General features: G+C 73.4%; 21 protein-coding genes. 17 read left to right on the plus strand and 4 right to left on the minus strand.

Annotated features, from left to right (window positions below):
• Nucleotides 1–46 precede the first annotated feature (46 nt).
• Nucleotides 47–1,048, minus strand: coding sequence for a TAXI family TRAP transporter solute-binding subunit (locus ACMXN5_RS23805; RefSeq protein WP_439676899.1), 1,002 nt, complete (start codon nucleotides 1,046–1,048; stop codon nucleotides 47–49).
• Nucleotides 1,049–1,116: 68 nt separating this feature from the next.
• Here ACMXN5_RS23805 and miaB point away from each other — a divergent pair, with 68 nt between their 5' ends.
• The gene (gene miaB, locus ACMXN5_RS23810) at nucleotides 1,117–2,598 is read left to right on the plus strand and encodes a tRNA (N6-isopentenyl adenosine(37)-C2)-methylthiotransferase MiaB (protein ID WP_439676900.1); all 1,482 of its coding nucleotides are present in this window, start codon (nucleotides 1,117–1,119) and stop codon (nucleotides 2,596–2,598) included.
• 28 nt (nucleotides 2,599–2,626) lie between these two features.
• Here the strand turns inward: miaB and ACMXN5_RS23815 are convergent, their stop codons facing one another.
• Nucleotides 2,627–3,214, minus strand: a complete 588-nt coding sequence (locus ACMXN5_RS23815; RefSeq protein ID WP_395788405.1) for a histidine phosphatase family protein — start codon at nucleotides 3,212–3,214, stop codon at nucleotides 2,627–2,629.
• 61 nt (nucleotides 3,215–3,275) lie between these two features.
• On the opposite strand from ACMXN5_RS23815, the gene ACMXN5_RS23820 reads away from it, so the two are divergent.
• Nucleotides 3,276–3,995, plus strand: coding sequence for a hypothetical protein (locus ACMXN5_RS23820; protein WP_439676901.1), 720 nt, complete (start codon nucleotides 3,276–3,278; stop codon nucleotides 3,993–3,995).
• 156 nt (nucleotides 3,996–4,151) lie between these two features.
• On the opposite strand, the gene ACMXN5_RS23825 is transcribed toward ACMXN5_RS23820, so the two are convergent.
• Nucleotides 4,152–4,493 carry a hypothetical protein gene (locus ACMXN5_RS23825; protein WP_439676902.1) on the minus strand — a complete coding sequence of 114 codons (342 nt, stop codon included), beginning with the start codon at nucleotides 4,491–4,493 and terminating at the stop codon, nucleotides 4,152–4,154.
• A 181-nt stretch (nucleotides 4,494–4,674) separates the two neighbouring features.
• Here ACMXN5_RS23825 and miaA point away from each other — a divergent pair, with 181 nt between their 5' ends.
• The 6 genes from miaA (at nucleotide 4,675) to hflX (ending at nucleotide 11,936) form a co-directional block, all read left to right on the plus strand.
• Nucleotides 4,675–5,580 carry a tRNA (adenosine(37)-N6)-dimethylallyltransferase MiaA gene (gene miaA / locus ACMXN5_RS23830; RefSeq protein WP_439676903.1) on the plus strand — a complete coding sequence of 302 codons (906 nt, stop codon included), beginning with the start codon at nucleotides 4,675–4,677 and terminating at the stop codon, nucleotides 5,578–5,580.
• 183 nt (nucleotides 5,581–5,763) lie between these two features.
• Nucleotides 5,764–7,554 (plus strand): gamma-glutamyltransferase, encoded by a 1,791-nt coding sequence (gene ggt, locus ACMXN5_RS23835; RefSeq protein ID WP_439678062.1) that lies wholly within the window; start codon nucleotides 5,764–5,766, stop codon nucleotides 7,552–7,554.
• Between the two features lie 89 nt (nucleotides 7,555–7,643).
• On the plus strand, nucleotides 7,644–8,498 hold the full coding sequence (gene dapF, locus ACMXN5_RS23840; protein ID WP_439676904.1) for a diaminopimelate epimerase: 855 nt from the start codon (nucleotides 7,644–7,646) through the stop codon (nucleotides 8,496–8,498).
• A gap of 112 nt (nucleotides 8,499–8,610) precedes the next feature.
• Nucleotides 8,611–9,354, plus strand: coding sequence for an SCO6745 family protein (locus ACMXN5_RS23845; RefSeq protein ID WP_439676905.1), 744 nt, complete (start codon nucleotides 8,611–8,613; stop codon nucleotides 9,352–9,354).
• Nucleotides 9,355–9,579: 225 nt separating this feature from the next.
• On the plus strand, nucleotides 9,580–10,290 hold the full coding sequence (locus ACMXN5_RS23850; RefSeq protein WP_439676906.1) for a DUF4097 family beta strand repeat-containing protein: 711 nt from the start codon (nucleotides 9,580–9,582) through the stop codon (nucleotides 10,288–10,290).
• 140 nt (nucleotides 10,291–10,430) lie between these two features.
• Nucleotides 10,431–11,936, plus strand: coding sequence for a GTPase HflX (hflX, locus tag ACMXN5_RS23855; protein ID WP_439676907.1), 1,506 nt, complete (start codon nucleotides 10,431–10,433; stop codon nucleotides 11,934–11,936).
• Nucleotides 11,937–11,998: 62 nt separating this feature from the next.
• Here the strand turns inward: hflX and ACMXN5_RS23860 are convergent, their stop codons facing one another.
• Nucleotides 11,999–13,090 carry a trypsin-like serine peptidase gene (locus ACMXN5_RS23860; RefSeq protein ID WP_439676908.1) on the minus strand — a complete coding sequence of 364 codons (1,092 nt, stop codon included), beginning with the start codon at nucleotides 13,088–13,090 and terminating at the stop codon, nucleotides 11,999–12,001.
• Between the two features lie 212 nt (nucleotides 13,091–13,302).
• Between ACMXN5_RS23860 and ACMXN5_RS23865 the strand changes: the two genes are divergently transcribed.
• From ACMXN5_RS23865 to ACMXN5_RS23905, 9 genes are all read left to right on the plus strand, one after another.
• Nucleotides 13,303–15,345 carry a diaminobutyrate--2-oxoglutarate transaminase gene (locus tag ACMXN5_RS23865; protein WP_439676909.1) on the plus strand — a complete coding sequence of 681 codons (2,043 nt, stop codon included), beginning with the start codon at nucleotides 13,303–13,305 and terminating at the stop codon, nucleotides 15,343–15,345.
• Between the two features lie 32 nt (nucleotides 15,346–15,377).
• Nucleotides 15,378–16,898: a pyridoxal phosphate-dependent decarboxylase family protein gene (locus ACMXN5_RS23870; protein ID WP_439676910.1), complete on the plus strand. Its 1,521-nt coding sequence runs from the start codon at nucleotides 15,378–15,380 to the stop codon at nucleotides 16,896–16,898.
• A gap of 172 nt (nucleotides 16,899–17,070) precedes the next feature.
• Nucleotides 17,071–18,840: an IucA/IucC family protein gene (locus ACMXN5_RS23875; RefSeq protein ID WP_439676911.1), complete on the plus strand. Its 1,770-nt coding sequence runs from the start codon at nucleotides 17,071–17,073 to the stop codon at nucleotides 18,838–18,840.
• Between the two features lie 28 nt (nucleotides 18,841–18,868).
• Nucleotides 18,869–19,537, plus strand: coding sequence for a GNAT family N-acetyltransferase (locus tag ACMXN5_RS23880; RefSeq protein ID WP_439676912.1), 669 nt, complete (start codon nucleotides 18,869–18,871; stop codon nucleotides 19,535–19,537).
• On the plus strand, nucleotides 19,534–21,006 hold the full coding sequence (locus ACMXN5_RS23885) for a lysine N(6)-hydroxylase/L-ornithine N(5)-oxygenase family protein (protein ID WP_439676913.1): 1,473 nt from the start codon (nucleotides 19,534–19,536) through the stop codon (nucleotides 21,004–21,006). Before ACMXN5_RS23880 ends, ACMXN5_RS23885 begins: the two co-directional genes overlap by 4 nt.
• Complete coding sequence (locus tag ACMXN5_RS23890) at nucleotides 20,930–22,795, plus strand: IucA/IucC family protein (RefSeq protein ID WP_439676914.1); 1,866 nt, start codon at nucleotides 20,930–20,932, stop codon at nucleotides 22,793–22,795. Before ACMXN5_RS23885 ends, ACMXN5_RS23890 begins: the two co-directional genes overlap by 77 nt.
• 87 nt (nucleotides 22,796–22,882) lie before the next feature.
• A complete protein-coding gene (locus ACMXN5_RS23895; RefSeq protein WP_395788433.1) occupies nucleotides 22,883–23,740 on the plus strand; it encodes a carbon-nitrogen hydrolase family protein in 858 nt (285 codons plus the stop codon).
• Between the two features lie 104 nt (nucleotides 23,741–23,844).
• Nucleotides 23,845–24,801 carry an SGNH/GDSL hydrolase family protein gene (locus ACMXN5_RS23900; RefSeq protein ID WP_439676915.1) on the plus strand — a complete coding sequence of 319 codons (957 nt, stop codon included), beginning with the start codon at nucleotides 23,845–23,847 and terminating at the stop codon, nucleotides 24,799–24,801.
• Between the two features lie 83 nt (nucleotides 24,802–24,884).
• Nucleotides 24,885–26,918, plus strand: a complete 2,034-nt coding sequence (locus ACMXN5_RS23905; RefSeq protein ID WP_439676916.1) for an ATP-dependent DNA helicase — start codon at nucleotides 24,885–24,887, stop codon at nucleotides 26,916–26,918.
• Nucleotides 26,919–26,921 lie beyond the last annotated feature (3 nt).

The following is a 26,921-nucleotide window of genomic DNA, read 5'->3' on the forward strand; positions in this document are numbered from 1 at the left end:
CATCGAAGCCGTTCGCGCGACGCCCTGGGCATCACGATCTGTCCCATCAGGGTTTCACCGATCGGTACCACCGCAGCGCGCCCGTGTGCAGCGGCAGCGGATCGGTGAAGATCGCCGTCCTCGGGTCGACCAACTGGGCGGCGTGCACCTCGCGTCCGATCACCTCGCGGTTCTCCATCACCGTCTCGGTCACTCGCCTGATCAGCTCCGGATCCTGCGACGCCCGGGTGACCAGCAGATTCGGCACCGCGATGGTCGGCGTCTCGGTCCCGCCGGGATAGGCGTCGGCCGGCACCACCGCCTCGCGGTACACCGGCCCGTAACGATCGCGCAGCTTGCCCGCGAGGTCGCCGAGTTGCACCAGCCGCACCTGCCAGCGCTCGGCCAGATCGGAGACCGCTCCGGTGGGCAGCCCGCCGGACCAGAAGAACGCGTCGACGGTGCCGTCCCTGAGCCGCTCGGTGGCCTCGCCGATGCCGACCCGCACCGGGGTGATGGCCTGCTCCATGTCGCTCATGCCCACCTCGCTCAGCAGCCGGCGGGTGATCAGCTCCACCCCCGAGCCGGGCAGCCCGACCACCACCCGACGCCCGCGCAGGTCGGTGATCTTCTGCACCGGCGAGCCGACCGGCACCACGAGTTGCACGTAGTCGTCGTACAGCCGCGCCACCGCGCGCAACTGGTCCCGGTCGCCCGGCCCCAGATCGGCCACCGCGTCGGCGGTGGAGATGCCGAAGGTGTTCACGCCCGCGACCACCCGACGCAGGTTCTCCACCGACCCCCCGCTGGCATCCACGCTCACCCGCACGCCCAGGTCCGCGGACAGCCGGGGCCGCAGCAGTTCGCCGTAGCGGTGGTACACCCCCATCGGCACCCCGGTGGCCAGCGAGACCGGCCCGCTCGGCGCCGGGCGGTCGTCCTTGCCGAGCACCAGGTAGCCCCCGACCAGGCAGAACAGCAGCAGCGTCGCCACCCCGGCCTGCACCAGGCGGGGGCGTCGCGCGTAGGCGTCGCGCAGGGAAACGGGGAGGAACGACAAGGAGGGCACGGCGGCGATATTGCCATGGAGGTCGGCCACACACGCCAGGAAGCAAACCCCGTACCCTGTCGGGTGTTATGACTGCGCGAAGCTATGAGGTCCGCACCTACGGGTGCCAGATGAACGTCCACGACTCCGAGCGGCTGTCCGGCCTCCTCGAGGAGGCGGGCTACGTCCGCGCGCCCAAGGGGGAGCCGGCCGACGTGGTCGTCTTCAACACGTGCGCCGTCCGGGAGAACGCGGACAACAAGCTGTACGGGAATCTGGGCCATCTCGCGCCCGCGAAGGCCGAACGCCCCGGCATGCAGATCGCGGTCGGCGGCTGCCTCGCGCAGAAGGACCGGGACACCATCGTGCGCAAGGCGCCGTGGGTCGACGTGGTCTTCGGCACGCACAACGTGGGTTCGCTGCCGGTGCTCCTGGAGCGGGCCCGGGTCGAGCAGGAGGCCCAGGTCGAGATCCTGGAATCGCTCGACGTGTTCCCCTCCACGCTGCCCACCCGCCGCGAGTCGGCCTACGCGGCCTGGGTGGCGATCTCGGTGGGCTGCAACAACACCTGCACGTTCTGCATCGTGCCCGCGCTGCGCGGCAAGGAGAAGGACCGCCGCCCCGGCGACGTGCTCGCCGAGATCGAGACGCTGGTCGGCGAGGGCGTGATCGAAGTCACCCTGCTCGGCCAGAACGTCAACGCGTACGGCTCCGACATGGGCGACCGCGAGGCGTTCTCCAAGCTGCTCCGCTCGTGCGGGCGGATCGACGGTCTGGAGCGGGTGCGCTTCACCTCGCCGCACCCGCGCGACTTCACCGACGACGTGATCGCCGCGATGGCCGAGACGCCGAACGTCATGCACCAGCTGCACATGCCGCTGCAGTCCGGGTCCGACACGATGTTGCGGGCGATGCGCCGCTCCTACCGCCAGGACCGCTACCTGGGGATCATCGAGCGGGTGCGCGCGGCGATGCCCGACGCGGCCATCTCCACCGACATCATCGTGGGCTTCCCCGGCGAGACCGACGAGGACTTCGAGCAGACCCTGCACACGGTGCGCGAGGCCCGCTTCGCCGCCGCGTTCACCTTCCAGTACTCCAAGCGCCCCGGCACCCCCGCCGCCACGATGGACGGCCAGGTGCCCAAGGAAGTGGTCACCGAGCGCTACCAGCGGCTGCTCGCGCTCCAGGAGGAGATCTCCTGGGCGGAGAACCGCACCCAGGTCGGTCGCACCCTGGAGGTGCTGGTCGCCGAGGGCGAGGGCCGCAAGGACCACGACACCGCGCGGCTGTCCGGGCGCGCCCCGGACAACCGGCTCGTGCACTTCGAGCGCCCCGCCGACGGTGTGCGGCCCGGCGACATGGTCTCGGTCGAGATCACCTACGCCGCGCCGCACCACCTGCTGGCCGAGCGCCCCCCGCTCGCCATCCGGCGCACCCGCGCGGGCGACGCGTGGGAGCGCCGCACCGCGACCCCCGCGCCGAGCCCGGGCGTACTGCTCGGGATGCCGAGCATCGGCGCCCCGGTCACGGTGGGGGCGCCGACGGCGACGGCGGGTTGTTGCGACTGACCGGTCGGGCCGTGTTCGCGCCGCTTCGTCAGGACACGTTCCAGCCGAGCATCGCCGGCTGTTCGCGCTCGTAGCCGAGGGTGGACAGCCGGGCGGTCTCCAGGCGGAACAGCCGGCCGTCCTCGGGCGGCAGACCCAGCCAGCGGGCGGTGAGCACCCGGAGCAGGTGGCCGTGCGCGACCAGCACCGCGTCCTCGCCGCGCGCCAGCACCGGGCGCACCTTCTCCAGCACCCGGTCCACCCGCCGGCCCACGTCGGCGATCGACTCGCCGGGGTGTGCCGCGTCGCCGGGGATCACCCCGTCGCGCCACAACACCCAGCCGGGCACCCGCTCGCGGATCTGATCCGTGGTGATGCCCTCGTAGCCGCCGTAGTCCCACTCGACCAGGTCGGGTTCCGGGGTCCCGCCGGTGATCCCGGCCAGTTCGGCGGTCTGCCGGGCCCGGCCCAGCGGGCTCACCAGGGTCAACCCGAACTCGCGCCCGGCGAGCAGGTCGGCCACCGCCTTCGCCTGCGTCTCGCCCTCGGGGGTGAGCGGGATGTCGGTCAGCCCCGTGTGCCGCCCGGACCTGCTCCACTCGGTCTCACCGTGTCGCACCAGCATCAGTTCACGCATGTGATCCATCCCATCATGCGACCCGGGAGGCGTCGCGGCGGCCGCTTAGTACTCTCCCTGAATGCTCGTAGCCGCCGCGGTAGTCCCGTGCCCCCCGATGATCGTGCCCGAGCTGGCCCGCGGGGCCGTAGCGGAGTTGGACGCGCTGCGCGCGGCGTGCGATCAGGCGCTGGCCGCACTGGCCGCGAGCGCGCCGGACCGGTTGGTGGTGGTGGGGGCGGGCCCCGTCGAGGCGACCCTCGGCGACGGCGGGGTCGGCTCCTTCGCGCGGTACGGGGTCGACCTGGAGGTCACCCTCGGCGGCGGTGCGGACCACGAACTGCCGCCCGCGCTGGCCGTCGGCGCGTGGCTGCTCGGCCGTTCCCCGTGGGCCGCCGACCGGGTCGCCGCGGGCACCGCGCCGAGCCCGGTGTCCGGCGCGGTGATCGCCGCCGACGCCGATCCGGCGCGCTGTGCGACGTGGGGTGCGGAGCTGGTCGCGGGAGCGGATCGGGTGGCGCTCCTGGTGGTGGGCGACGGGTCCGCGTGCCGGACCGAGAAGGCCCCCGGCTACCTCGACGCGCGCGCCGAGCCGTACGACGTCGCGCTCGCCGCGGCACTGGACACGGCCGACCCGGCGGCGCTGGCGGCGCTCGACCCGGCGCTCGCGGAGGAGCTGTGGGTGGGGGGCCGACCGGCGCTGCAGGTGTTGGCCGGGGCGGCGGGCCCGGGCCGGAGCGGGCGGCTGCTGTATGACGAAGCGCCTTATGGCGTGGGCTATTTCGTGGCGCTGTGGTCCTGACGCCTGACGCCTGACGCCTGACGCCTGACGGGCGGGAGGGCGCGGCCCGGCCGCCGGCCGGGCCGGCGGCGCCTCCGCCGTGCCCCGGTGCGCGTGCCCCCGGGAACGCGACGGGCGGCGGTCACCGGATCCGGTGACCGCCGCCCGATGTCCGACTCACGCGCCCGATGCCGCCGCGGGCTGCTTGCCGGCCACCTCGGGTGTGCCGTCGCCGCTCTCGGCCGGCGCGTCCTCGGCATCGGCGTCGTGGGCGGCACCCGTGTCCGGCTCCTCCGGGGTCTTTGCCGCCTCCGCCGCGACGGCCTCGTCCCCGGCGGTCCGGGGCGCCGGGGCGGCGACCGGTTCGCCGGTCTCGGTCGCCGCGTGCCCCTCGGCCGGCGTCCCGGGCCGGTCCTCGACCAGCGTGGCGGTATCCGTGCCCGCCGTGTTGCCCGAGCAGCACGAACCGCCCGTCTCCGTCGTGTCGGGGCGCCGCTTGAACCAGTCGAAAACACTCACATTTGCTCCTTGGCCGTATGTCTGTGTCCGAACTCAACGAGAGCGAACGTGGCCGGTCACGACCTCGCGCGCGGCCGTACCGCAACGAGCGACGGCGCGCGCACGCCGGCGCGTGCCGGGACGGGCGCCGTCGCTCACCGCCGTGCGCGGCGACCCGTCGGCGATCCGGCAGACTTGGGGGGTGAGTCCCCGTGTCATTGCCGTCGTCGGTCCCACTGCGGCCGGAAAGTCCGATCTGGGGGTCGCCTTGGCCCGTGCGCTGGACGGGGAGGTGATCAATACCGACTCCATGCAGCTCTACCGGGGCATGGACATCGGTACCGCCAAGCTGACCGTCGCCGAGCGCGGCGGCGTCCCGCACCACCTGCTCGACGTGTGGGAGGTGACCAGCTCCGCCAGCGTGGCCGAATACCAACGCGACGCGCGGGCCGTGGTCGACGACCTGCTCGCACGCGGGCGGACCCCGATCCTGGTCGGCGGTTCGGGGCTGTACGTCCGCGCCGTCCTCGACGACCTGGAGTTTCCCGGCACCGACCCGGAGATCCGGGCCCGCCTGGAGGCGGAGGCCGAGCGGGTGGGCCCCGGGCCGCTGCACGCGCGCCTGGCGGTCGCCGATCCGCCCGCCGCCGCGGTGATCCTGCCGAGCAACGCCCGGCGGATCGTGCGCGCCCTGGAGGTCATCGAGCTGACCGGGCGGCCGTTCACCGCGACCCTGCCCACCCACCGCTCGCTCTACGACAGCGTGCAGATCGGGGTGGACGTCCCCCGGCCGGTGCTGGACGAGCGGATCACCACACGGGTGGACCGCATGTGGGCGGCGGGCCTGGTCGAGGAGGTGCGCGAGCTGGAGCGGGTCGGGCTGCGCGAGGGCCGCACCGCCTCCCGCGCGCTGGGCTACGCCCAGGTGCTGCGCATGCTCGCAGGCGAGTGCGGCGACGAGGAGGCCCGCGAGGACACGGTCCGCACCACGCGCCGGTTCGCCCGCCGCCAGGACACCTGGTTCCGCCGCGACCCGAGAATCGAATGGCTGGACCACACCCGCGCCGACCTGCTCGAAGCGGCCCTGGAAAGGGTAGGCGCTCGGTAGCGCGGACGCCGGGCGACTTGATGCGCGTCCGCTCCGGGCCGGGTGCGCGCGACCGGGTGAACCTGGTCCCGGGTGGGGACTTGGGGGTGTTGCGGGTGGGGCCGGCGTGGCACGGTGGGGGTTCGTGACACACCGGAACCTGTTCGGGGGAGGCTGGTCGTGATTCGCTCGGTTCGTCGCGCCATGGCGTCGGTCGCGGCGCTGGGGCTCGCTATGACCATCCCGGGAGTGGCGTCCGCGTCACCCGGCGGGCCGGCGGAGGCGCCGGCCAAACAACCCGTGGCCACCGGATGGGGCGGCGCGGTGTCCAGCGTCGATCCCGACGCCACCCGGATCGGCCTGGACGTGCTGCGCCGGGGAGGCAACGCGGTGGACGCCGCGGTGGCCACGGCCGCCGCGCTGGGCGTGACCGAGCCGTACTCGTCGGGGATCGGCGGTGGCGGCTACTTCGTCTACTACGACGCGCGCAGTCGCAGCGTGCGCACCCTGGACGGGCGGGAGACGGCGCCCGCCAAGATGCAGAAGGACGCGTTCCTCGACCCCGCCACCGGGTTGCCCATCCCGTTCGACCAGGGGGTCAACTCCGGACTTTCGGTGGGGGTTCCCGGCACGCCGCAGACGTGGAACACCGCGCTGCGCACGTGGGGTACGACCAGTCTGCGCTCCGCCCTCGAACCGGCTCGGCAGCTGGCCGAGCGCGGGTTCGTGGTGGACCAGACGTTCCACGACCAGACCGCGGCGAACGCGTCCCGGTTCGACGACATCACGCCGACCGCGCAGCTGTTCCTGCCGAACGGGCAACCACCGGTGGTGGGCAGCGTGTTCCGCAATCCGGACCTGGCCCGCACGTACGAGCAACTCGGTCGCAACGGCGTCGACTGGTTCTATCGCGGCGGCCTCGGCCGCGAGGTGGTGCGCACCGCGCAACAACCGCCGGTGGCACCGGGAGCCGACCGGGTCTTCCGGCCCGGACTGATCGAGAACGGCGACCTGGCGAACTACCGGATCCGGGAGCAGCGGCCGACCCACCTCGACTACCGGGGCCTGGACGTCTACGGCATGGCCCCGTCCTCGTCGGGCGGCTCCACCGTGGGCGAGGCGCTGAACATCCTGGAGACCACCGACCCGCGCGCGCAGGACGAGGTCGCCGCGACGCACCACTACCTGGAGGCGTCGCGCCTGGCCTTCGCGGACCGCAACCGCTACGTGGGCGACCCCGCGTTCGTGGACGTGCCGCTCAAGGGCCTGCTCGCCGACGGTTTCGCCAGGGAACGCGCGTGCCTGATCGACCCGGACCACGCCGCCGTGAGCCCGGTGCCGCCGGGTGACCCGAAGCCGCCGTACGACCGGCAGTGCCGGGCGAGCGGCACGCCGGAGGCGACCGAGCCGATCGAGGGGTTGTCCACGACGCACCTGGTCACCGCCGACCGCTGGGGCAACGTGGTCTCCTACACGCTGACCATCGAGCAGACCGGCGGCAGTGCGATCACCGTGCCCGGACGCGGGTTCCTGCTCAACAACGAATTGACCGACTTCAACTTCGCTCCGCTGACCCCGGGCGTGTTCGACCCCAACCTGCCCGCGCCGGGCAAACGGCCGCGCAGCAGCATGTCGCCGACGATCGTGCTGCGCGACGGCCGGCCGTTCATCGCGGTGGGCTCGCCCGGTGGCGCGACCATCATCACCACGGTGCTCCAGGTGCTGACCGAGCGGCTCGATCGCGGCCTCTCGCTGCCGCAGGCGGTCGCGGCGCCGCGACTGTCGCAGCGCAACGGCGCGGCCACCGAGGTCGAACCGGGGGTGCCGGCGTGGTTGCGCACGGGGCTGGAACAGCGCGGGCACGTGCTCAAGGCCAACCCGGAGATCGGCGCCGCGGCGGCGCTGGAATTCCTGCCCGGCGGGCGCGTCCAGGCGGTGGCCGAACCCACCCGCCGGGGCGGCGGCGCGGCCGGCGTGGTGCACCCGGACCGATAACGGGCCAATGAACCGCGCGAGCGGCCTCGGCGGAGTTCCGCCGAGGCCGCTCGCGCGTGCTCCGTCCCGCCCCGTCCTAGGATTGCGGGGTGAGCACTTTGCACTTCTTCAAGGGGCACGGCACCGAGAACGACTTCGTCATCGTGCCGGACGCCGACGGCGAACTGGACCTGTCCGCCGCGCAGGTCGCCGCGTTGTGCGACCGGCGGGCGGGCATCGGCGGCGACGGGGTGCTCCGGGTGGTGCGCTCGGCCAAGGATCCGGCCGCCGAGCACCTGGCGGGCGAGGCCGAGTGGTTCATGGACTATCGCAACGGCGACGGCTCGATCGCGGAGATGTGCGGCAACGGCGTGCGGGTGTTCGCACGGTTCCTGGTCGAGCGGGGCCTGGCCGAGGCGGGCGAGTTGCGCGTGGCCACGCGCGGTGGGGTCAAGGCGGTTACGGTGTCCGCCGAGGGCCCGGTCACCGTGGACATGGGCCCGGCCCGGCTGCCCGGTTCCGAGGGCATCGGGGTCGACGTCGAGGGGCGGGTGCGACCGGCCACCAACGTGGACATGGGCAACCCGCATGCGGTGGTCTTCGTCGAGGACCTCGCCCAGGCGGGCACCCTGTACACCGCGCCGACCGTGACCCCCGCGGGGGCCTATCCGCACGGGGTCAACGTCGAGTTCGTGGTGCGCCGGGCGCCGGGTCACGTGGCCATGCGGGTGCACGAGCGCGGCTCGGGGGAGACCCGGTCCTGCGGCACGGGCGCGTGTGCGGTGATGGTCGCCGCGGCGCGCGCCGACGGTGCGGAGCCCTCGGTCACCGGCGAGCCGGTCACCTACACGGTGGACGTGCCCGGCGGGCGCCTGGTGATCACCGAGCGGGTGGACGGGCACATCGAGATGACCGGCCCGGCCGTGATCGTCGCCGAGGGACGGGTCGACCTCGCCCGCCTGTGACCCCGGTGCGGGCGTCGCGGAACCGGTGTCCGAACACCTGTGCTCGTTCGATCCGCCGTGATAGGTCTTGCCTGACATGGTCAAGCAAGGTCGTCCCCGGGGAGACACGAGCATGAGCAGCATGGACACCGCCCGCGAGACCACCCGCGCGGTCAAGAAGACGGTGCAGGCGGCCGGGGCGTTCTTCTTCGCGCCGCACACCGTCGCGCGCGGCGCCGAACTGGGGCTGGACGGCGTGACGCTCTACGTGGCCGGCCGCGGCGGCGTGCTCGGCGACGTCGACGACGCCGCGGTGGTCGCCGCGTTCCATCACTTCACCGCCGACGCGCTGCTTCCGCTGTGGCAGGGCGGCAGGAAGGTCGCGCCGCCCGAGCGGGTCGGCGCGCTGTACGCCCAATGTGCCCGCGACTGGGGGCGCGAGCACCTCGCCGACCTGCCGGAGGCGGCCCGGCTGGCGGAGATCACCACCACGATCGTGCGGGCGAACGACCTGGGCGCGCTGGCCCCGCTGTACTCGGCCTGGCGCGGTGTACCTCTTCCGGATGACGCGCCCGCCCGGCTCGCGCAGAACCTCCAGACGCTGCGCGAGCATCGCGGCGGGCTGCACATCCTGGCCCTGGCCGCGCATCGCCTGACCGCGGTGGAGGCGCAGGTGGCCGAGGCGAGCCCCTACCTCGAGTTCTACGGCCACACCAAGCCGTTTCCGCAGGTCACCGACGAGCTGACGGCACGTCGACAGGCCGCGGAGGACACCACGGACGAGCTGGTGGCGGCCGCGTATGCCGTGCTCGACGACGCCGAATCGGCCGAATTCGCGGCGCTGGCCCCGGCGTTGGGCGCGCGGCTGGCGCACTGACCGGCGGCTCCGGTACCGGTACCGGGGTCCGGGAGAACCCCGAGGCGGGCCCTGCCCGGAGGTGGAGTGCCTCGGGGTCGCCTCCTGCCAGGGAAGGAGCCGGTCAACCCGACGCCGGACCGACGCGCGGAACAGGGGTGCTTCCTAGCCTGGAGGGCAAGAGGACAGCGGGGGAGTGGTCGTGCGTTCGGGCGGCGTACCCCGCCCCGACCCAAGGAGACCCTTATGGCTGCCCGCAACCGTCGTCTGGCCCTGCTCGTTCCGCTCGTCGCGCTTCCGCTGGTGCTGACCGCGTGCGAGTTCAACGTGGACACCGACCACGACGCGGAGAAGAAGACCACTTCCTACGACGTCACGCAGAGCGTGAAGTCGCTCAAGGTGGACAGCGCGGCGGGCAACGTCAAGGTGACCGAGGGCGACGTCAACGTGGTCAAGGTGACCGAGAAACAGCATTACGACAAGACCGCGCCGACGACCACGCACAACGTGGACGGCAGCGGCCAGTTGGTCCTGGACTACGACTGCGCGAGCAAGAAGGCCTGCTTCGTGGCGTACGAGGTGACCATCCCGCGCGGCGGCGCCGCGCTCGACATCCGCACCGACGCCGGCAACGTGACGCTGCGCGATGTGACCGGGACGCTCAACCTGCACACCAGCGCGGGCAAGATCGACGGCGAGGGGATCGCCTCGGCGAAGGTGACCGCGCAGACGAGCGCGGGCTCGATCGACATGACCTTCACCAAGGCGCCCACCGACGTCAGCGCCAAGACCGACGCGGGTCGGGCGACGGTGCGGGTGCCCGGCGGGCAGCAGTACGCGGCGGATGTGTCCACCACGATCGGCGACAGCGACGTCAAGGTCTCGCGCAACGACCAGTCGCCGCACAAGATCAAGGTGCGCACCGAAGTCGGGCAGGCCCGACTGCTGACCTCGTGAGAACGCGGCGGGCCACGCCCCGGTTCGCCTCGGGCGAACCGGCCGAAAACCCGGATGCCCGAGTGCGGACCCTCGTGGGACCATCGTGACGGCCGCTTCGGGGAATGGAGCGGCCCGCCGACTACGTTGAACAGGACGATATGACTTCTCGCTCACACCGCGCCGGACACGACGACACGGACTCGACTCCCCATTTCGACGACGCCGACGGCTTCGACGACGGAGCGGCCTTCGACGGATTCGGACCGGGCGATGACGTCGGGGGTCGTCCGGTCGACTACGACGGCGACCAATTCGACCGTGACGAGCGCAGTGCGCTGCGCCGGGTGGTCGGTCTCTCCACCGAGCTGACCGACGTCACCGAGGTCGAATACCGACAGCTTCGCCTGGAACGGGTGGTCCTCGTCGGGGTCTGGACCGACGGAACCGCCGCCGACGCCGAATACTCGCTCAAGGAACTCGCCGCGCTCGCGGAGACCGCGGGTTCGGAGGTGCTGGACGGACTGATCCAGCGCCGCGACAAGCCAGACCCGGCGACCTACATCGGCTCCGGCAAGGCCCGCGAACTGCGCGACGTGGTGATCGCCACCGGCGCGGACACCGTGGTCTGCGACGGTGAACTGACGCCCGGTCAGCTCATCCAGCTGGAAGACGTCGTCAAGGTCAAGGTCGTGGACCGCACGGCGCTGATCCTGGACATCTTCGCGCAGCACGCCAAGTCCCGAGAGGGCAAGGCGCAGGTCTCGCTGGCACAGATGCAATACATGTTGCCCCGCCTGCGCGGCTGGGGTGCCTCGCTGTCGCGCCAGATGGGTGGCGGCGGCGGTGGCGGCATGGCCACGCGTGGTCCCGGTGAGACGAAGATCGAGACCGATCGTCGGCGCATCCGGGAGAAGATGGCCAAGATGCGCCGCGAGATCGCGGACATGAAGAAGGCCCGCGACACCAAGCGCCAGGAGCGCCGCCGCAACGCGGTTCCCTCGGTGGCCATCGCGGGTTACACCAACGCCGGCAAGTCCTCGATCCTGAACCGGTTGACCGGCGCGGGCGTGCTGGTGGAGAACGCGCTGTTCGCCACGCTGGATCCGACGGTGCGCCGGGCGGAGACGCCCAGCGGACGCGGCTACACGCTGGCGGACACGGTCGGTTTCGTGCGGCACCTGCCGCACCAGCTGGTCGAGGCGTTCCGGTCCACCCTGGAGGAGGTCGCCGACGCCGACCTGATCCTGCACGTGGTGGACGGCTCCGATCCCACGCCGGAGGCCCAACTGGCGGCCGTGCGCGAGGTGTTCACCGAGGTCGACGCACACCGGGTGCGGGAGATCGTGGTGGTGAACAAGGCCGACGCGGCCGATCCGGAGGTGTTGGCGCGGCTGCTCCGTCGGGAGAAGCACGCGATCGTGGTGTCCGCCCGCACCGGGCAGGGCATGGACGAACTGCTCGCGCTGATCGACGAGGAACTGCCGCGTCCCGACGTCGAGGTCGAGGTGGTCGTGCCGTACGAGCGCGGCGACCTGGTGGCGAAGGTGCACGCGAGCGGCGAACTGCTCGGCACCGAGCACCGCGAGTCGGGCACCTGGCTGCATGCCCGGGTGGGTCGGCAACTCGCGGCCGAGCTGGAGCGGTTCGTGGTGGTCACGCGCTGATCGTCGGATGGTGAGGGCCCGGGTCGCGTCCGCGACCCGGGCCTTCGTCGTGTCCGGCCCGGTCAGCGCTTGCGCTTGAGGTTGTCCAGCATGCGGCGGGCGTCCTGGTCCAGGTAGGGGCCGGCGATCCAGGTGTGGCCGGCGCCGCTGAGCGCGCTGTTGCCGATCAGGCACAGCGTGCCGTCGGGGGCGGTGGCGTACCAGCCGCCGCCGCTGGCGCCGGCGGTCATGGTGCAGCCGATCCGCAGCAGGGGCGGGGTGTTCGGGTCGACGGTCATCCGGCGCGGGGCCTGGGCGCAGCCGAACATGGTCAGGCCGTCGAAGGGGGCGTCCTGCGGATAGCCGTAGGCGCCGGCCTCGGCCAGCTCGCGCGGGGCGTCGAACCACACGGGCAGGGCGCGGCCGACCACCTCTTCCAGGCTGGGTCCGTTGCGGTCGGGGTTCTTCACCTCGACCACCGCGTAGTCGTACGAGGTGGCGGAGGAGGTGGCGTTGGTGCCGCCGGCGCGCCACTGGTCGGAGGTGGCCACGGAGGTCGCCCACCACTGGCCGAAGGGGGCGACCGGGCCGGGGTTGGCGAGGTTGGCGAGGGTGGCCTGGCCGCTGCTGTTGAACGCGGGTACGAATTGCAGGCTGGTGAACCAGGTGCCGCCGTGTCCGGCGTGGACGCAGTGGCCGGCGGTCCACACCAGGTTGCTGCGGCCGGGCCGCTTGGGGTCGGCGATCACGGTGCCCGAGCAGACGGAGGGGCCGTCGGGGGCCTCGAAGAACAGTTTGCCGACGGCGACCGTGCCGGCCTCGCCGGTGTAGGGGCGGGGGACCGCGCGGGCCTGTACCGGGGGCGGTTTGGCCTCGGCGAGCACGTCGGGCAGCGGTTCGGGGCCGGCCGGTGCCCCGGTTCGTCCGGGTTCGGGCGAGGGCAGGGGTACGGCCGGGCCTTCTTCGTTGCCGCGCGGCTCGCGCGGCTTGGCCCGACTCATCCGCTCCGGGGTCCAGTGCGCGGGATCGCCCGGATCGGCGAGTGCCGCCGGTCCCCGGCCGTGGCCGTCGTCGGTGCCGACGCCGTCCAGTGTCAGTGCCATGACGGTGCCCGTCACCAGCAGCGACACCGCCACCGTCAGCGTGACGAACAGCGTGCGAACGCCGCGCGTCAAGCGCCTACCTCCCGTGTGCGCCCCCCGTGTGTGCCGGTCGACAGTATCGGAGGGACCGCCGCCCGTGATCGGGCGGCCGTTCGGTCGTTGTCAGCAAGGGAGTCGTCGATTCGACGAACGTCACTCTTTGTGGTGATGGTGTTGCGATCCGCTGTCGTGCAAAGGTAAGCCTTACCTAAGTTTCCGATCGCCCTCGTGGAGGTGCCGCAGTCATGACCGCCGCCCTGACCAGGCCGGACGACCGCTCCGGTGCCCCAGACCCGACCCCGCTGGGACCGCCCGCCGACGCCGTGAGCCCCGATGGAGGGGGGCGGGTCGGTGCGGCGATCGGCCGGCAGCGCTCGGGGGCCGCGAGTGTCGACGTGCCGGGCATTTTGCGGCGACAGGCCGGCCGCGAGTCCTCGGCGCGCACCTACGCGCGCTCGTTGCCGATCGTGCCGGTGCGGGCCCGCGGCATGACCGTCGAGGGCGCGGACGGGCGGCGCTACCTCGACTGCCTCTCCGGCGCCGGCACGCTGGCCCTGGGGCACAACCACCCCGTGGTGCTCGCCGCGATCCGGGGCGTGCTCGACACCGGCGCGCCGCTGCACGTGCTCGACCTGGCCACCCCGGTCAAGGACCGGTTCGTCGAGGAGTTGTTCGCCACGCTGCCGCCGGAGTTGGCGCGCGACGGGCGCATCCAGTTCTGCGGGCCGGCCGGCACCGACGCGGTGGAGGCGGCGCTCAAGCTGGTGCGGACCGCGACCGGGCGGCGCGGGGTGGTCGCGTTCACCGGGGCCTACCACGGGATGACCGCGGGGGCGCTGGCCGTGAGCGGCGACACCGCGATTCGGGACGCGACCGGGGCGGGCACGGGCGACACGGTGCGGCTGCCGTTCCCACAGGACTACCGCTGCCCGTTCGGCGTCGGCGGGGCCGAGGGCGCGCGGATCGCCGCGCACTACGCGGGCACGCTGCTCGCCGACCCGAGCGGCGGCGTGCCGACGCCGGCCGGGATGATCGTGGAACCGGTCCAGGGCGAGGGCGGGGTGCTGCCGGCGCCCGACGAGTGGTTGCGCGAGCTACGCCGGCTCACCGCCGAGCGGGGGATCCCGCTGATCGCCGACGAGGTACAGACCGGCCTGGGGCGCACCGGCGCGATGTGGGGCGTGGACCACGCCGGCGTGGTGCCCGACGTGATGGTGGTCTCCAAGGCGATCGGCGGCAGCCTGCCGCTGGCCGTGGTGGTCTACCGGGCCGAGCTCGACCGCTGGTGGCCCGGCGCGCACGCGGGCACCTTCCGCGGCAACCAGCTGGCGATGGCGGCCGGCACCGCGACCATCGCCTTCGTGCGCGAGCACCGCCTGCACGAGCACGCGGCCCGCGTCGGGGCACAACTCGCGGGCGCGCTGCGGGACCTGATGCCCGGCCGGCCCGCGATCGGAGAGGTGCGCGGGCGGGGCCTGATGCTCGGCGTGGAGATCGTCGAGCCCGACGCGGCGCCGGATGCGATCGGGGCCCGGCCCGCGGCGCCCGGCCTGGCGCTCGCGGTGCGGCGCGAGGCGCTGGCCCGGGGGCTGATCGTGGAACTGGGCGGGCGGCACGACAGCGTGGTGCGGTTGCTGCCGCCGCTGACGATGACCGAGGTCCAGGCCGACGCGGTCCTGGAGCGCCTGGCCGAGGCCATCGAGGCGGCCGGGGCGGGATACCCCGGCCCGACCGCCGGTCCGGGCAGCGCCGGAACCGGGCCGGCCCGGTTCGCGCGCGCGAGTGCCGGGGCGGCGGGTTCCGGGCCGGGGGCAGCCGGGGCCGCGAGTGCCGGAGCCTCGATGCCCCCATCCGTAAACGGGGCGACCGGGACCGGAAACGGCGGCCCGACCGCCGAGTCCCCGGGTGGTGGGTCCGAGGGTGCCGGGGTTGGGGGCGCCGGATTCCCGGACGTCGGGTCCGAGGGTGCCGGACCCTCGGGTGGCGGGTGCGGGGTTGCCGAGTCCGAGACCAGTGCATTTGAGGGCGTCGGGTCCGAGGGTGCCGGAGTTGGGGGCGCCGGATTCCCGAGTGGCGGGTGTGGGGTTGCCGCGTCCGAGACCAGCGGGTTTGGGGGCGTCGGGTTCGCGGGTGCCGGAGGTGGGAGTGCCGGGTTTTCGGGGGTCGGGTGGGGGGTTGCCGAGTCCGAGATGAGTGGGTTCCCGGGTGGTGGGTTCGCGGGTGCCGGGGGTGGGAGCGGCGGGTTTTCGGGGGTTGGGTTCGTGGCTGTTGGATCGGGGTCGGTGTGAGTGGCGGGTGGGGGGTGGGGCACCCAGTTGGGGTGTCGCTCTCGGGGGGTGTGGGCGGGGCCGATGCGTTGCGGGCGCTGGTGGACGTTGCGCTCGGCGCGATGGATGCCGGGGTCGGTGCGCGGGGTGGGCCGTTGCCGTCGGGTGGGCCGGTCGGGGTCGCGGTCGAGGTGGCCCGGGTGCTCGGCTCCGGCGCGGCGGGGCCGGTGCCGGCCGCGCGCGGTGCGGCGTCGGCGGGCCCCGGGCCCGGGACGCTGCCGGACATCGGGGTGGGCGACTTCGCCGCGTTGCGCGAGTTGTCCGCGCTGCTCGCATGGGGGTCCGCCGACCCGGCCGACCCGCGCTGCGCCGGCCATCTGCACTGCCCGCCGCTGGCCGTCGCGGTGGCCGCCGACCTGATCGCCTCCGCGCTGAACCCCTCACTCGACTCGTGGGACCAGGCGCCGGCGGCGGTGGCCCTGGAGGCCGAGGTGGTGGCCGCGCTCGCCGGCCTGGTCGGCTTCCCGCCCGGCGGCGCAGGCGGCACGATCACCAGCGGCGGCACCGAGTCCAACCTGATGGGACTGCTCCTGGCCCGCGACGCGCTCGGCCCCGGCGTCGGCCGGCGGCGGATCCTGTGCTCGCAGGCCGCGCACTTCTCCATCCGCCGCTGCGCCGGCCACCTGGGCCTGGGCGAGGACGCGGTGGTCACCGTGCCCACCGACGCCGACCACCGGATGGACCCGCACGCGCTGGCGGCCGCGGTCGGACGGGTGCGGGCGGGCAACGACCGGATCGCGGCGATCGTGGCCACGGCCGGCACCACCGACCTGGGCGCGATCGACCCGCTGCCGGCGATCGCCGCGGTCGCGCGCGCGGCGGGCGCGTGGTTGCACGTGGACGCGGCCTACGGCGGCGGCGCGTTGTTCTCGGACCGGCTCACGCCGCTGCTCACCGGCCTCGAAGGGGCCCACTCGGTGGGCCTGGACCTGCACAAACTCGGCTGGCAGCCGATCGCGGCCGGGGTGTTCCTGGTCCGCGACGCGGCCTTACTCGGGCCGCTCGCCCAGCGCGCCGCCTACCTCAACCCCGACGACGACCAACGCGCCGGCTACGTCAGCCTGTTGGGCAACTCGCCGCGCACCACGCGCCGCGCCGACGTGTTCAAGATCGCGGTCACCCTGCGTGCGCTCGGCCGGGCCGGACTGGGCGCGTTGGTGGACCGCTGCCACGACCTGGCCCGACACGCTGCCGAGGCGATCCGGGCCGACCCGCACCTGGAACTGGCCGCCGAGCCCGTGCTCACCAGCGTGCTCTTCCGCTACCTCCCCCGAGGGCACGACCCCGACGACCCGGCCGACCGGGCCGAGGCGGACCGGGTCAACGCGGCGCTGCGCCGCCGACTGCTGCACGAGGGGCGCGCGGTGGTCGGCCGTACCGAACTGGGCGACGGGCCCGGCGCGGTCCGCCTCAAACTCACCCTGCTCAACCCCGACACCACCGGCGCCGACCTCGGCGCGCTGCTCGCCGCGGTGGTCGAGGCGGGGCGCGCGGAAAGCGCGACCTCGGGCTGACGCTCCATCAACAATCTTCGCTCCCGCGCGCCTCGCATATTCGCGACCATCCTCGCCAAACAATCGACACGGGTCGAAATCTCCATATCCCGAGTGCCGCCTCCGGCACGATGCACGATTCACGATTCACGGGCATCGACCCCCGGGTCGACCGACACCACACGGAGCAGCGATGACCATCGCGGGTCCCGACCCGTCCGCCGTGCGGACGGACCCCGAAACGGACCACCTCGACGCGCCGAACCCCCGGCACGCCGCCGACGCGGCGACGGTCGAATGCCTGCTCCGCTGCTGGGTGCGCGAACACGCGCTGCCGAGACCGGAGTCGGGCACACTCACCGTCGAACTGCCCGGGGTCGGCCGGACCCTGACGGTCGTGGTGCGCTACTGGTCGCCGGCGGGCTGGCACCGCTTCGGCGCCGCGCACCTGGACGGCGAGGGGCCGCTGAACGCGGTCACGTTGGCCCTGCTGCTCGGCGACGAGGCGAGTGCGAGCGGGACCGGCGCGGCGGGCGGGGCCTGCGGTGATACCGCGATTCGGGTGGCCGACTCGGTCACCCACACCGAGCGCTACGTCGCCCACCGGCGCGCGCATCCCGAAGACCCGCCCGGGACCGCCCCGTTCCTGGCCGCCGAGCAGTCCCTGGTGCTCGGCCACCCGATGCACCCCACACCCAAGAGCCGGGACCGGCTCGACCCCGACGAGGACGCCGCGTGGTCGCCGGAATTGCGCGGATCCTTCCCGCTGCACTGGTTCGCCGCCGACGCCGACCTGGTCGGCCAGGACAGCGCGCTGGAGCGGGAGGCCGCCGACGTGCTGGCCGACCTCGCCGGGGAGTTGCGCGCCCCCGAGGGCACCGTGCTCGTGCCCGCCCACCCGTGGCAGGCCCGCGACCTGCCGCGGCGCCCGCACCTGCGCGCCCTGCTCGACGCCGGCCGGTTGCGCGACCTGGGCCCCGCCGGCGCCCCCTGGCACCCCACCTCCTCGGTGCGCACGGTGTACCGGCCCGACGCCGAGGTGATGCTCAAGCTTTCCCTCGGCCTGCGGATCACCAACTCCCGCCGGGAGAACCTGCCCAAGGAACTGCTGCGCGGCATCGAGGTGCACCGCATCCTGCGCTCCGGCCTGGAACACGAACTGCGGGCCGTGCACCCCACGTTCGACATCGTCCGGGACCCGGCCTGGATCTCGGTGGCGCCGCCGGAGCCGTTCCCACGCCCGGACCGGCCCGCCGCCGGCCTGGAACTGGTGCTGCGGGCCAACCCGTTCGGCGCCGGCGACCGGGTCTCGTGCCTGGCCGCGCTGGTCGCCGAACGCCCCGGGATCGGCCCCTCGCGCCTGGCCGGACACGTACACACCCTCGCCGAGCGCTCCGGGCGCGCGCCGGCGTCGGTGGCCGAGGAATGGTTCGAGCGCTACCTGGCGGTGGTGGCCGAGCCGGTGTTGTGGCTGGACCGGCACGCCGGCATCGCGCTGGAGGCACACCAGCAGAACACCCTGGTCCTGCTCGACGCCGACGGGTTGCCCTCGGGCGGGCGCTACCGGGACAACCAGGGCTACTACTTCCGCGCCTCGCGCGCCGGCGACCTGGCTCGCCGGCTGCCCGCGGCCGGGGTGGCCAGCGACACGATCGTGCCGGACGAGATCGCCGACGAACGCCTGGCCTACTACCTGGGGGTCAACAACCTGCTCGGCCTGATCGGCGCGTTCGGCGCCCAGGGGCTGGTCGAGGAGGGGGTCCTGCTGGCCCGGCTGCGCGCCCTGCTGGCCCGTTACGCCGAGGACAGCGGCGCCGCGCGCTCGCTGCTCACCGATCCGCGTCCGCGCTGCAAGGCCAACCTGCTGACCCGCCTGCACGGCCTCGACGAACTCGTCGGGCCGGTCGCCACCCAGTCGATCTACGTGCACATCCGCAATCCGCTCGCCGACGTCCCCGCGTGAGCCCGGCCCCAGGAGGTTCCGTCCCCGTATGAGCCCGTCATTCCTCTCGTCCCCCGAGATCCCGCTCGCCGAGGCCGAGACGCTGCGCCTGACCACCCGCCGGCCGCGCACGGGGCCGACCGGCCCGCTCACCGAGGCGGCCCGCTGGGGTGCGCTGACCCTGCCGGTCGGCCGGTTCTCGCTGCACGAGGTGAACCCCAAGCGTGATCTGCCGCTCCTGCACACGTGGATGAACGACCCGGTGACCGCCCGCTGGTGGGAGCTGGCCGGGGACGAGGAGGTGGTGCGCCGACACCTGGCCGGCCAGGCCGTGCGCGGCCACAGCAGCGCCTACCTGGGCTGCCTCGACGACGAGCCGGTCAGCTACTGGGAGTTGTACCGCGCCGACCTGGACGATCTGGCCCGGCACTACCCCGCGCGCCCGCACGACGTGGGCATCCACCTGCTGATCGGGCCGGCCGGCGCGCGCGGGCGCGGGATCGGCTCGCTGCTGCTGCGCGCGGTCACCGAACTGGTGCTGCGCGCCGCGCCCGACACGATGCGCGTGGTGGCCGAGCCGGACGTGCGCAACGAGGCGTCGGTGCGCGCGTTCGAGCGGGCAGGCTTCAGGCGCCTGGGCGATGTGCGCCTGCCGGACAAGACCGCCGCGCTGATGGTGCGCCCGCGTACCGCGCGGGAATCGGGTGCCCGGCCGTGACCGATTTCCTGCCCGCGCCGCGCCGGGCGGCCGACCCCGGCGCGGTGGTGCACGACCTGGTGGGCATCGGCATCGGGCCGTTCAACCTGGCGCTGGCCGCGCTGGCCGACCGGGTCGAGCCGCTGCGCACGCTGTTCCTGGACCGCGCGCCCACGTTCAGCTGGCATCCGGGGCTGCTCCTGGACGGCACCACCCTCCAGGTGCCCTTCCTGGCCGACCTGGTCACCCTGGTCGACCCGACCAACCCGTGGTCGTTCCTGGCCTATCTGCGCGCGCACGACCGGCTGTTCCCGTTCTACTTCGCCGAACGCCTGCACGTGCCCCGGCGCGAATACGACCACTACTGCCGCTGGGTCGCCGAGGCGCTGCCCGCCTGCCGCTTCGGCAGCGAGGTGGTCTCCGTCGCCTGGGAGGGCGACCTGTACCGGATCGACTTTCGCGACGTGGCCGGCGGCGAGCACCACCGGGTGCACGCGCGGCACGTGGTGCTGGGCATCGGCACCGAACCGGTGGTGCCCGAGCCGTTCGCGCACCTGCTCGGGGACAGCGTGCTGCACGCGGCCGACTACCTCGACCACCGCGCCGATCTCACCGACGCCGAGGACGTCACGGTGCTCGGCTCGGGCCAGTCCGGCGCGGAGGTGTTCCTGGACCTGCTGCGCCGGCGCACCGGCCCCAGCCGGCGGCTGACCTGGCTGACCCGATCGCCCGCGTTCGCCCCGATGGAATACTCCAAACTCGGCCTGGAGCACTTCACGCCCGACTACACGCGCTATTTCCACGGCCTGCCCGAGCCGGTGCGCGACCGACTGCTGCCCGAGCAGTGGCAGTTGTACAAGGCGATCAGCGCGGACACCATCGCCGCGATCCACGACGAGTTGTACGAGCGCGGCATCGCCGGCGGCCGGGTGCGCGCCACGCTGATGCCCGATGTGACGGTCACCGCCGCGCGGATCACCGGCGACGGGGTGGAACTGGGCTGCCGGCACGGCGAGCAGGACCGCGCGTTCACCGTCCGCACCGATCGGGTCGTGCTGGCCACCGGCTACGCGCAGCGGCACCCCGCGATGCTCGACCCGCTGTGGGACCTGATCACCCGCGACGCCGCAGGGCGCCCGCTGATCGACCTGGACCACCGGGTCATCCTGCCCGCGTACATCACCGGCGGCCTGTATACGCAAAACGCCGAGTTGCACACGCACGGCGTGGGCACACCCGATCTGGGCCTGGGCGCGCACCGGGCCGCGACCATCCTCAATTCCGTGTGCGGCAGCGCGGTCTACCGACTGCCGATCCGCACCGCGTTCACCACGTTCGGCCTGGCCGCGGGCGACACCGAGCCCGCCCGCCGACCGCACCGACGGAGCGCGACCGACCCCGCAGAGGTACGCCATGTCGCAGTCGAACCCGGAAGCGGAGCCCATCGAGGCCGAACTGCCGCACCAGGGCGCCCGACACGCAGCGCCTGAGCCCGCCTCCCGGGTGCCCGCCGCGCGCCACGGCGCGCCCTCCACGGATCCGGAGCTGTGGCGGCGGGTCAACCGGGACATGATCGCCAAGGCGATCGCCGAGTTCGCCTACGAGGAACTGCTCGCCCCCGTCGCCGACGGCGACGCCTACACCGTCGGGGTGTCCGGCGACGTGCACTACCGCTTCCGGGCCCGGCGCGGCGCCTACGACGCGTGGCACGTGGACCCGGCGTCGGTGGTGCGCGAGTGGGAGGGCGGCGCCGATCCGGCCGAGGACATGCTCCAGTTCCTGCTCGACGCGCACACCGTGATCGGCCTCGCCGGCGACACCGCAGGGCACCTGGTGCGCGAGTTGACCGCGACGCTGGCCGCCGACGCGGCGATCGCGGCGAGCGCGCCGGCCGCGGCCGTGCTGGCCGACCTGGGCTACGCCGAACTGGAGGGCCACCAGACCGGGCACCCGTGGATCGTGCCGAACAAGGGCCGCGTCGGCTTCTCGGCGAGCGACGCGCGCGCCTACGCGCCCGAGGCGCGGCAGCCGATGCGGCTGCCGTGGATCGCGGTGCACCGGGACTTGGCACAGTGGCGGGCGGTGCCGGGCCTGGCCGAACAGCGGCTCTACGACGAGGAACTGGGCCCGGCGACCAGTGAGCGCTTCCACCACGCACTGGCCGCGCGGGTGTCGGCGCCGGAGGAGTTCCGGTGGCTTCCGGTGCACCCGTGGCAGTGGGACGAGGCGATCGCGACGCTGTTCGCGCCGGAGTTGGCCGCCGGGCGGATCGTGCCGCTGGGCGAGGCCGAGGACCGGCACCTGGCCCAGCAGTCGGTCCGTACCTTCCTCAACGTGGACCGCCCCACCCGCCGCACCGTCAAACTGCCGCTGTCGGTGCTCAACACGCTGGTGTGGCGCGGCCTGCCCAGCGAGCGCACCCTCGCCGCGCCCGCGGTCACCGCGTGGGTGCACGGCCTGCGCGACGCGGACCCGTTCCTGCGCGACGAATGCCGGGTGATCATGCTCGGCGAGACCGCGTCGATCACCGTGCGCCATCCGGTCCTCGAGGAACTGCCCGGCGTGCCCTACCAGTACCGCGAACTGCTCGGCGCGATCTGGCGCGAACCGCTGGCCCCGCACCTCGACCCCGGCGAGCGCGCCCGCACCCTCGCCTCGCTGCTGCACGTGGACCCGGCCGGGCGGCCGTTCGTCGTCGAACTGATCGAACGCTCCGGCCTGGCCCCCCGGGTGTGGCTGCGCCGGCTCTTCCATGCGCTGCTGCCGCCGCTGCTGCACTGCCTGTACCGCTACGGCCTGGTGTTCTCGCCGCACGGGGAGAACACGATCGTGGTCTTCGACGAGCACGACGTCCCGGTCCGGCTGGCGATCAAGGACTTCGTCGACGACGTCAACATCAGCGACCGGCCGCTGCCGGAGTTGGCCGCGCTGCCCGCCGACGTGGACGCGGTCCTGCTCCGGGAGAAGCCCGACTACCTGTGCCAGTTCATCCACGCCGCGCTCCTGGTCGGCCACCACCGCTACCTCGCGGATCTCGCGGTCGCCCACCTGGGCATCCCCCAGGAGGGATTCTGGGCGCTGGTGCGCGAGGAGGTGCTGGAACACCAGGCGGCGTTCCCCGAACTGGGGGACCGCTTCGAGCTGTTCGACCTGCTCACGCCCCGGATCGACCGGCTGTGCCTGAACCGCAATCGGCTGCTCCTGGACGGCTACCGGGACCGCCCCACCCGCCCGCACGTGGGCGCGCACGGGACCGTGCCCAACGCGCTGTGCATGTGAGACGCACCCCGATCCGACCCGGGCTCACGAACAACCTGTCCGGTTTGCCGATGGTGTGATCCCCATCACGATGCCAGAATGCGGCGGGTGACCGACGTCGCCGAAAACGCGAGGCAACCCCTGAGGGTCGCCGCCGCACAGGCCCAGGCGCAGCCGGGCGACATCCCCGCGAATGTCGCCACGGCCGCGCAACTCGTGCGCTTCGGTTCCTCGGCCGGCGCCGATGTCGTGGTGTTGCCGGAGCTGTTCCTGTCGGGCTACGACCTCGACCTGTTCCGACCCGACGTGAAACCGTGCGACATCGTGCCCGGCGACACCCGGCTCGGCGAGTTGCAGGCCGCCTGCTACGCCACCCGCACGGTCGCCGTGGTCGGCGCCGCGGTGCGCCGCGCGGGCGGGCGGACCATCTCGCTGCTGGTGATCGGCCGCGACGGGGACGCGCACGTGGCCTACGACCGCCAACACCTGTGGCGCGAGGAACGCGAACTGTTCCGCCCCGGCGACCACGGCTGCACGATCGAGATCGCCGGCTGGCGGCTGGGCCTGGGCAGCGCCTACGACGTGAGCTTTCCCGAACACGCGCGCGCGGCCGTGCACGACGGTTGCGACGCGTACCTGTGCCCGGGGGTGTACACGCGCGGCGACGGCGAACACCGGCGCGACCTCTACTTCGCCGCCCGCGCCCTGGAGAACACCTGCTACACGGTGGTGGCCAACCACATCGGCGACACCGGCCTGGGCCCGGCGTGCGGACGCAGCGGGGTGTACGGGCCGGACGGGCGCGTGGTGATCGAGGCCGACGAGGAGCGGGTGGACGTGGTCGCGGCCACCTTCCAGGACATCGAGATCGACGCCGCCCGCGAGTGCCTGACCATGCTGGAGGACCTGCCCTCGCGAGCGCGCGCGGCGGCGGGCGCTCGCCGCGAGACGATCAAGCTCGACTGAGCCGGCACCGAGGCCGGCATTCGGGCGCGGAAAACCGTAGTCTCGCCGGAACGCCGATACCTACCGACGGGTAATGGGCGGGCAACGACGAGAGGGGAGCGCTCGTGCGCACAACTCGCAGGGTGATCGCGGGCCTGGCCGCACTGACGGCGCTCGGCGCGCTGTCCGCCTGCTCGGACGACTCCGGCGATGCCAAGGCATCCGCCGCCGCGAAGAGCGGCGCCCCCGCGGGTACGCAGGCCGCCCCCGCACCGGCCGGCGCACTGCCCGCCGCCGCCAGTGGCGCCACCTATGTCGCGCTCGGCGACTCGTACGCGGCAGGCGTGAAGATACCGGTGATCGTGCCCACCGCGCCGCCCGGCTGCAGCCGCTCGGAGAGCAACTACGCGCACCTGGTGGCCAAGCAGAAGAACATCGCCGGCTTCGTCGACGTCACCTGCGGGGGAGCCAGGACCCCGGACCTGACGGTCGGCCAGCAGACCCAGGGCACCCCGCCGCCGCAGTTCGACGCGCTGCGCCCGGACACCGCGCTGGTCACCCTGGGCGTCGGCGGCAACGACATCGGCTTCTCCGAGATCGTCACGATGTGCGTGCTGCAAAGCCGCAGCACCACCTCGACCCAGCCGTGCACCGACAAGTACGCCCCGGGCGGCAACGACGAGTTGACCAAGCGGATCGCCGACACCGGGCCCAAGCTGGCCGCCGCCATCACCGGCATCAAGGAGCGCTCGCCCAAGGCCCGGATCCTGGTCGTCGGCTACCCCACGATCCTCCCGGAGAGCGGCCCCGGCTGCCCCACCCAGGTGCCCGTCGCCGACGGCGACCTGCCGTACCTGCGCAAGGTGGTGCCCGCGCTCAACGACATGATCGCCAAGGAGGCGGCCAAGCAGGGCGCGGAATACGTTGACACTTACACCGGCTCGGCCGGCCACGACGTGTGCAAGCCGGTCGGCACCAAGTGGGTCGAGGGCGTCAAGCCGGAGTCGCCCGCCGGCCCCGTGCACCCCAACGCGCTCGGCCAGGAGGCCATGGCCAAGGCGGTGCTGGCCAAGCTCGGCTGAGCCGGAAAACCTTCGGGGAGGAGTCGGACGAAGCGGGCCGCGCGGTCGGGGATGTCGGTCGGAGCATCTAGGCTTGTCGCCCGATGAGCGACTCCGACCGTCCCGCGCTGACCGAACTCCTGCACGCCGCCGTCGCCGCCGTCGGCGGATCGGAGCGACCCGGACAAGTATCGATGGCCGAGGCCGTCGCCGGCGCGGTCGCGCGCGCCGAACACCTGCTGGTCCAGGCCGGCACCGGCACCGGCAAATCGTTGGCCTACCTGGTGCCCGCGCTTGCCGCGCACCGCAAGGTCGTGGTGGCCACCGCGACCCTCGCGCTCCAGCGCCAACTCGTCGAGCGCGACCTGCCGCGCACGGTCGAGGCGCTGCGCCCGCAACTGCGCCGCTCGCCGACCTTCGCCACGCTCAAGGGGCGCGGCAACTACCTGTGCCTGCACCGGCTGCACGACGGGCCGCCCGACGAGGGCGAGGTGCTGTTCGACCCGGCGCCCACGAGCAAACTCGGGCAGGACGTGGTCCGGGTGCGCGAGTGGGCCGACGAGACCGACACCGGCGACCGCGACGACCTGAGCCCGGGGGTCAACGACCGGGCCTGGGCCCAGGTGTCGGTGTCCTCGCGCGAGTGCCTGGGCGCCTCGCGGTGCCCGTACGGCGACGACTGCTTCGCCGAGGCCGCGCGCGAGCGGGCCAAGCAGGCCGACATCGTGGTGACCAACCACGCACTGCTCGCCATCGACGCGTTGGAGGACGCGCCGGTGTTGCCCGAGCACGAGCTGCTGATCGTCGACGAGGCGCACGAGTTCGCGAGCCGGGCCACGGGCGTGGCCACCGCCGAGCTGAGCCTGAGCGCGGTCGACCGGGCCGCGCGGCGCGCCGGCAAGCTGGCCAACGAGGGCGCGGTGGACAACCTGAACGCCGCCTCGGAGGCGTTCCGCAAGACGCTGGACGGGCGCGAGCCTGGCCGGTTGCGCGAGGTGGATCCGGACCTGGGCTGGACGGTGACCGCACTGCGCGATGCGAGCCGGGGCGTGATCACCTCGCTCGGCGAGGTCCGGGACAAGTCGCTGAGCAACGAGGACGCGGCCCGCCGCCAGGCGCTGGCCGGCGTCGAACACATCCACGACACCTGCGAGCGCATCCTGCGGGAGTCGCCGCACGACGTGATCTGGATGGAGCGCAACGAGCGCACCGGCGCGTCGCTGCGGGTGGCCCCGATCGCGGTGGCCGGGCTGCTGCGCGAGGCGCTGTTCGGCGACCGCACCGTGGTGCTCACCTCGGCCACGCTCATGCTCGGCGGCAACTTCCGCGGCGTGGCGAGCAGCCTGGGGCTGAGCCCCGAGGGCATGTTGACCGACGCGCCCGATCCGGTGCCCACGGAGGTCGCGGTGCGGCCGGGCGACGACGAGGAGGCGGCGGGGGAGGACGATGCGGACGGCGACGCCGACCTGGCGCCGTGGCGCTGCATGGACGTGGGTTCGCCGTTCGACTATCCCAAGCAGGGCATCCTCTACGTCGCGCGGCACCTGTCGCCGCCGGGCCGCGACGGGATGAACACCGGGACGCTGGACGAGTTGGCCGAGCTGATCGAGGCCGCTGGCGGCCGGGCGCTGGGCCTGTTCTCCTCGCGGCGCGGCGCCGAGGCGGCCACGGAGGCGCTGCGCGAGCGGCTCGACGTGCCGATCCTGTGCCAGGGCGACGACTCGCTGGCCGAGCTGTTGCGGCGGTTCGCGGCCGAGCCGCGCACGTGCCTGTTCGGCACGCTGTCGCTGTGGCAGGGGGTGGACGTACCCGGGCCGTCCTGCCAACTGGTGATCATGGACCGGATCCCGTTCCCGCGTCCCGACGACCCGCTGATGAGCGCACGGGCGCAGTCGGTCCAGGAAAGTGGCGGCAACGGCTTCATGGCGGTCTCGGCCACCCACGCGGCGCTGTTGATGGCCCAGGGGGCCGGCCGGCTGATCCGGTCGATGAACGACCGGGGGGTGGTGGCGGTGCTGGACCCCCGGCTGGCCACCGCGCGGTATGGCGGCTTCTTCAGGGCTTCGATGCCCCCCCTGTGGTACACGGAGGACCGCAATCAGGTCCGCCGGTCATTGGCCGCGATCGACAAGGACTGACTC

Origin of the sequence: Embleya australiensis, from assembly GCF_051903075.1 — a bacterium.
Lineage (GTDB): Bacteria > Actinomycetota > Actinomycetes > Streptomycetales > Streptomycetaceae > Embleya.

Bases quoted from the DNA above. Each gene is read 5' to 3' on its own strand.
- miaB (WP_439676900.1), top strand. From the start codon at position 1,117: ATGACTGCGCGAAGCTATGAGGTCCGCACCTACGGGTGCCAGATGAAC.
- ACMXN5_RS23815 (WP_395788405.1), bottom strand. From the start codon at position 3,214: ATGCGTGAACTGATGCTGGTGCGACACGGTGAGACCGAGTGGAGCAGG.
- ACMXN5_RS23820 (WP_439676901.1), top strand. From the start codon at position 3,276: ATGCTCGTAGCCGCCGCGGTAGTCCCGTGCCCCCCGATGATCGTGCCC.
- ggt (WP_439678062.1), top strand. From the start codon at position 5,764: ATGGCGTCGGTCGCGGCGCTGGGGCTCGCTATGACCATCCCGGGAGTG.
- ACMXN5_RS23845 (WP_439676905.1), top strand. From the start codon at position 8,611: ATGAGCAGCATGGACACCGCCCGCGAGACCACCCGCGCGGTCAAGAAG.
- ACMXN5_RS23850 (WP_439676906.1), top strand. From the start codon at position 9,580: ATGGCTGCCCGCAACCGTCGTCTGGCCCTGCTCGTTCCGCTCGTCGCG.
- hflX (WP_439676907.1), top strand. From the start codon at position 10,431: ATGACTTCTCGCTCACACCGCGCCGGACACGACGACACGGACTCGACT.
- ACMXN5_RS23865 (WP_439676909.1), top strand. From the start codon at position 13,303: ATGACCGCCGCCCTGACCAGGCCGGACGACCGCTCCGGTGCCCCAGAC.
- ACMXN5_RS23875 (WP_439676911.1), top strand. From the start codon at position 17,071: ATGACCATCGCGGGTCCCGACCCGTCCGCCGTGCGGACGGACCCCGAA.
- ACMXN5_RS23880 (WP_439676912.1), top strand. From the start codon at position 18,869: ATGAGCCCGTCATTCCTCTCGTCCCCCGAGATCCCGCTCGCCGAGGCC.
- ACMXN5_RS23890 (WP_439676914.1), top strand. From the start codon at position 20,930: ATGTCGCAGTCGAACCCGGAAGCGGAGCCCATCGAGGCCGAACTGCCG.
- ACMXN5_RS23905 (WP_439676916.1), top strand. From the start codon at position 24,885: ATGAGCGACTCCGACCGTCCCGCGCTGACCGAACTCCTGCACGCCGCC.